Origin of the sequence: Bacillus hominis, assembly GCF_018332515.1 — a bacterium.
GTDB classification, from domain to species: domain Bacteria; phylum Bacillota; class Bacilli; order Bacillales; family Bacillaceae_G; genus Bacillus_A; species Bacillus_A hominis.
In genome coordinates, this window is record NZ_BOQD01000162.1 from 1 (window position 1) to 5,704 (window position 5,704).

The window sequence follows — 5,704 nt, forward strand, 5'->3', positions numbered from 1 at the left end:
AAGAAATCAATTTTATCCATATTCAGTCCTTTTTCTATTAAAAGCTTATTGATTCGCTCTTTCTCCTCCTCATCGTATGCAACAATGTGGACTTTCTCACCCTCAGTTAAAGCACTTGCCATCTTAACCCAAATCGGTTCAACTTCCTGCTTATACTCTTCACCATATGTGTATTCATGAGGCCATTGCAGCCATGTACCTTCATGTTTATCTTTTTCATCGGGCATCGTATATTTCCCGACGGTTTTCTGTACCTCTACTTTTCCATTCTCTTTCCCTTTAGCATTTTCATTGTTCCCTTCAAAAGAACATCCACTAATAATCGCTGTAGATAATGCACTTATTAAACAAAGCTTCACTACTTTTTTCATTTTTCCAACCTCCTGTTCTTGTCTCCAATAATGTAAGGCTTCACATAGTGTGAAGCTCAAGTTTTTTATTTAATGTAAAAAATACCAATTAGTCTCCGCTATTATTAACATAATTTTAATAACATACATATAATTCATTCATCATATTTTTACCATTTGTATCATTTAAATTCTAAAAAACAATGTAAATCAAAAAATCGGTATGGATAATTATCCATACCGATTTTTCATTACATACTGAACACTTATTTTCCTTCTATTAAATCTTTCGCCATCTTTCTAAACTCTTGATTAAATGCATCGTTCATTCCATTTTGTACGTTAGAGAAAAGAATCACATAAATCCGTTTATCTCCATTAAAATTATTAAATGTGTTCCATCCAGCTAATACTCCATGATTATGATTATAATCTGCATTAATGTAGAAACTAAATCCATACTTCCTAGCGGGTGATACAGTAAACATATCTAATAAATTTTGTTTAGAAAGTAGCTTACCATCCATAATTGCCTCATCTAACCTTTTCATATCATCAACAGTAGTGTACATTTCACCACAACCATATAGCCAATTCATTTTTAAACGAGGCGTAGCTATTAACTCATTATCTTTTTTCGTATACCCTTCTGCTAAAAACATATCTCCAGGAAAAGTTGCCCCCATCCCAGATTCATGCATCCCAACAGGAGTAAAAATATTTTCTTTCACATATTCAGAAAGCGGTTTATTCGATAACTTTTCTACAATATACGCAAGCACCATATAATTATAATCTGTATATCTCCATCCCGTTCCTGCAGGAAATTCAAGCTTTTGAGATCCAATCCATGTTACTAACTTTAAGCGTGATGCTGCATCAACACCACCTTGTCCCTGCTCTGGTAATCCGGAAGTATGTGTTAACAAATTTCTTAACGTAATATTTTTATCTGCCGGAAACGATGGAATATATTTATTCACATTATCTTCTATATTCAATTTCCCTTTTTCTCTTAGCTGTAATATAGATATTGCAACTACTGTTTTTGTTATGGAACCGATGCGATATTTTGTTCTTGGCGTTGTTAAAACTTTATCTTTTACATTCGCATACCCGTAGCTTTTTCGTAAAACTACATTATTTTTATCTGTTACGAGAACCGTTCCGTTAAATCCTTTATCTTTTAAATATTGATCGAGTTTCGTTGCTGCAATATTATAACGGTTTTGCTGATTTGCATCAACTTTCAGCTTATCATTTCCAACCTTATCCTCAAAATTTGAAAATGCCTTCAAACTGTATTTCTTTTCTTTATTTGCATGTATGAGTGCAGCGACACTCCCACAAAAAATAGCAAAAACAAAGAAAACGATTAACCATTTCTTAAACATATGGGAACCCTCTTTTATCTAGTTTCACTTTATACTTTTCCATTCTATTCTATATCTTTTTATTTTTTTATATTTTATAATCTATCTACTCTATTATTCCTCATAGTAAACTAGATTCCTTTTTTCTAACGTTCAAATTTTAACTACTCTCTATTGTAGTTCTTTTTTACAAAATTTCCACCTTACAATCGGATAGATTCAACTTTAATTAAAATTTTTTATGTAACATTTGTTACACATTAACAAAAATGGAGGTGGCAATTTGAAAAAGACCGATAAACGCAATCGTTTAGATGATATGATGTTTCATTATCGAGTAACAAAAAATAACATATAATTAATTGAATATTACGAAAAATAAATTATAACTTTAAAAGGAAATGACGCTGAAAAATTTTTAAAACAAAATAAATCGGGCTAATAACGAAAAAGAAAAACAGCTTATTATGGCTAAAATTACAGGTAATTTCAAAAGAGGAAATGAGCGTTAATGAAAACGAATCTCATTTCTAAATTGATTATACAGCATATAAAAAAAGAAATGTCACTCCCATGACATTTCTTTAGATTTTCTTCATAAAAAATTTACATTTTTAATATTCTTTTACTTTTACACAAACTTGCCGCTGAAACGCTTAGTAATGCAGCTATACTCATCCATGAATATGTGTATCCTTTTCTTCTCGTGACGCTCAGCCCTTTATATTCATTTCATTATATAGATAAAACATAACTAACGGTATATTATCATAGATTTATAGCATTCTTCTGTATTTTATGCTAAAGCAGCTGGCGGCAATAATAATCTCCCCTTCTCATACTATTTGAAAGCCTTATATGATACGTAACTTTTTACTTTTGAAAAATGCCACAGGCAACAATCTCCCACGACTTTTGAAACTCTTCGTTTATCCTCTCTTCTTTCCATCTCTCAGAAAAAGCAGGGTGATAAAATGATGAAAGTAGACCAAATAAAGTATGCGCTAAAAACAAACTATCTTGTTTTTCAATCTCATTGCGCTCTATCCCACGATTTATCACATTCTCCAGTTGCCCAACTAATCTTTCTTCATGCTTTTGGATCACCTTATTCTTTTGCTGCACTAACAAACTATTCAATGTAAATAATTCTTCGTTTTCAAGTAGCTCTTTCTTTTTAAGCTGAAATAAATAAAAGAACCACTCTTGTAAAATAATTGACGTCTCTCCATCTTTTCCAGCAATTTTCTCAAGCTGATCCGAGTACTTGAACAACCACCTTTCTAAAATAGCATCGCGTAGTGCAGCCTTACTCCGAAAATAAGAATATAAAGCTGCATGACTAACATCAAGTGACTTCGCAATACTAACAAGTGTCGTCCTACTCCATCCATATGTCATTAACTCTTTTTCCGCTGCATCTAAAACAACATTTTTCGTTAATGCCTTATCTGTCATTTTTCTCACCGTCCAATTTATTTACATAATAATATTATTTTAATAATAACTTACATTTTTTATTATTTGTAAGTTGAGTGCAAAAAATCACTATTTCAATTAGGTTATAAGATTAACACACCCTTTTTCAACTTACAATATTTTTATTTTGTAAGTTGAGTGCAAATCGAAGAATTGTCTTATATAAGACAATTCTTCCTAGTTACTTAAAAATTACACAATAAATGGTTCATTACTTCGTTAAGCACTGTATCTAGATTTGATACCTCTTTTGCCGAACGCCATCCTATAAAGCCATCTGGTCTAATTAATACAGCTCCGCCATTCTCTATACCATATAATTTGCTAAAAATATCTTCTTGAGCAATAAAGTCTCCTCTTAAGCCAACACGATACCCTTTTATATTTATTCCTAATTTAGCTGAAACAGTATGTGCTGCTTCAGCCCAAGAACTATTTTCTACTCCTGTAAGTAATACAAAACTGTTACCGAATAAGTCTAGTATAGAAACTTTCTTCCCTTCATACATTCCCCATAAATGTGGCGCTCGCGTTCCAGGTCTTCCGTTCAACTCTACGCTATCCATTCTATGTGGAGTGACTGAATCATCTATAATCGCCTCTGAACAATACTGATATCCAACTGTAACAGCTAAACCGTCCATATTATTCAAACTACCTTCCTCTCTATTGGCAGCACGAAATAGTAAACTACTCGCATAAGCTGTCGTTAATTTTGCAACAGGGTATCTCTCTTCATGATATGTTTCTAACAATTTTGGTTTTGCTTTCCCTTTTATAACAGCAGCTAACTTCCAAGCTAAATTATGCGCATCTTGCATTCCTGTATTTGAACCAAATCCTCCTGTTGGCGGCATAATATGCGCAGAGTCGCCAACTAGAAAGATTCGATTATCTTGAAATTTTATCGCCGTACTTTCGGCCGCTTCCCACGGTAAAACACTTAATATTTTTGGTTCAACCTTCGCGCTTCCAATTGCTGTTTGAATAATTTGTTTACAACGTTCTATAGAGAAATCCTCTGGTCCCTCGCCTTTTATTGGATCATAAGCTACATGATAAATCCATTTACTCATGTTATCGACGGGAATAAGCGCACCAAGAACGTCTGGATGTACTATCATGGTAAAACCGAATGCGTCTCCTTTTATAAATTCACTTAAATCTGCCTCAAAATAAATATTCATATAATAGCCACCGATTGTTCCTCGTCCCTCAGTACCAATCTCTAGCTGCTCACGTATTTTACTTTTCGCTCCATCCGCTGCAATTACATAGTCACAATGTATTACACTTTCTTTTTCTGTTTCACGATTTCGAATCGTTGCTATTATCCCGTTTTCATTTTGTTCAAATGAAACTAATTCATGATAAAAAGATAGTTGTCCGCCTAATGTTTTAGCTTTTTGTAACATCATCTCTTCTAAAATAATTTGATAACAAGCAGTTTGTTTTGATGGACTAATCTTTTCTATTTTTTGAAGTAACTTTTCATCGTTTCCGTATTGAGTCGCTCTCATTTGTTCCAATTCTTCTTTATTCGCCTCAGCTATTGTATGAATTGCTATTCTTCCTCGGCAGTTCTCTAATGCTTTACCTGCCAATTTAATTCTTTGTTCCAAGCCTAATTCTCGAAATAACTCCATTGTACGTAAAGTAAGCCCGCCTGCTTTCGGATGAATAGCAGTAGACGGATGCCTTTCAATAAGTAAGTACTCAATGTTATGTTTTTCAAGAAATAACGCAGACGCTAACCCAGATAATCCCCCTCCAACAATTAAAACTGGTACATAATTCGATTTCATATATTTACCCTCCACATCATTGTTCTGAGCTCAGTGTCATAAATATAATCAAAAAAACAACAAAGATATAGACTTATATTTCATTTTAAATTATCATATAGATAGATTACGCCCCAAATTACTTTTAACCTTTCATACATCTACAATTCACCTAAATTGTGTGTGTATGAAAGGTTAAAACAGAAGAACCTACTTTACATTGAACTATTTTCTGACGTAGACATCGGAAATAATAAAAACAATATAAGCGGTCGTAGCTCTATATGTTATATGGGGTTACACCGCTTATTTTTTTTAGAAATACATTCCCCTTTTCTATTCTCTATAATTAATACTCCATAATTTTTAATACACATAAATTCATTCGTCTCGATTTTCTTTCCCAATATTGCACCTCATACAACAATCATGTAGCATTACCGTATCGATGTAATGGTTCATCATCTTAAACCTTTCGACTAATTACCAGGAGGCAAAGTGATTGAAATGAATAAACAAGAACAATTAAATATTATAAAAAAAGATTTTATTGATTCTCAAAAAGTATTATTGGCAATTGGTGATGAAACGCGTCAGTCTATTTTGTTAGTGCTAATGGAAACGGAATGTCAAACAGGATTACGTGTAGGAGAAATCACGAAGCAAACACACCTTTCCCGTCCAGCAGTATCACATCATCTTAAAATTTTACGAGAAG

The 5,704-nt window shown here is 32.9% G+C and carries 5 protein-coding genes and 1 pseudogene; 2 read left to right on the top strand and 4 right to left on the bottom strand.

What is annotated here, in order from left to right:
- Both KI356_RS16630 and KI356_RS16635 read right to left on the bottom strand, forming a co-directional pair.
- Nucleotides 1-371: agmatine deiminase family protein (locus tag KI356_RS16630; RefSeq protein ID WP_212935931.1), on the bottom strand; the 371-nt coding region annotated here is incomplete at its 3' end.
- Nucleotides 372-616: 245 nt separating this feature from the next.
- On the bottom strand, nucleotides 617-1,744 hold the full coding sequence (locus tag KI356_RS16635) for a serine hydrolase domain-containing protein (RefSeq protein ID WP_128282353.1): 1,128 nt from the start codon (nucleotides 1,742-1,744) through the stop codon (nucleotides 617-619).
- A gap of 262 nt (nucleotides 1,745-2,006) precedes the next feature.
- Between KI356_RS16635 and KI356_RS28215 the strand changes: the two are divergent.
- Nucleotides 2,007-2,235 (top strand): annotated as a pseudogene (locus KI356_RS28215) (hypothetical protein).
- 361 nt (nucleotides 2,236-2,596) lie between these two features.
- On the opposite strand, the gene KI356_RS16645 reads toward KI356_RS28215, so the two are convergent.
- Nucleotides 2,597-3,181, bottom strand: a complete 585-nt coding sequence (locus KI356_RS16645) for a TetR/AcrR family transcriptional regulator (RefSeq protein WP_128282354.1) — start codon at nucleotides 3,179-3,181, stop codon at nucleotides 2,597-2,599.
- 206 nt (nucleotides 3,182-3,387) lie between these two features.
- Nucleotides 3,388-5,007 (bottom strand): FAD-dependent oxidoreductase, encoded by a 1,620-nt coding sequence (locus KI356_RS16650; protein WP_212935932.1) that lies wholly within the window; start codon nucleotides 5,005-5,007, stop codon nucleotides 3,388-3,390.
- A gap of 477 nt (nucleotides 5,008-5,484) precedes the next feature.
- Here KI356_RS16650 and KI356_RS16655 point away from each other — a divergent pair.
- Nucleotides 5,485-5,704: ArsR/SmtB family transcription factor (locus tag KI356_RS16655; protein WP_212935933.1), on the top strand; the 220-nt coding region annotated here is incomplete at its 3' end.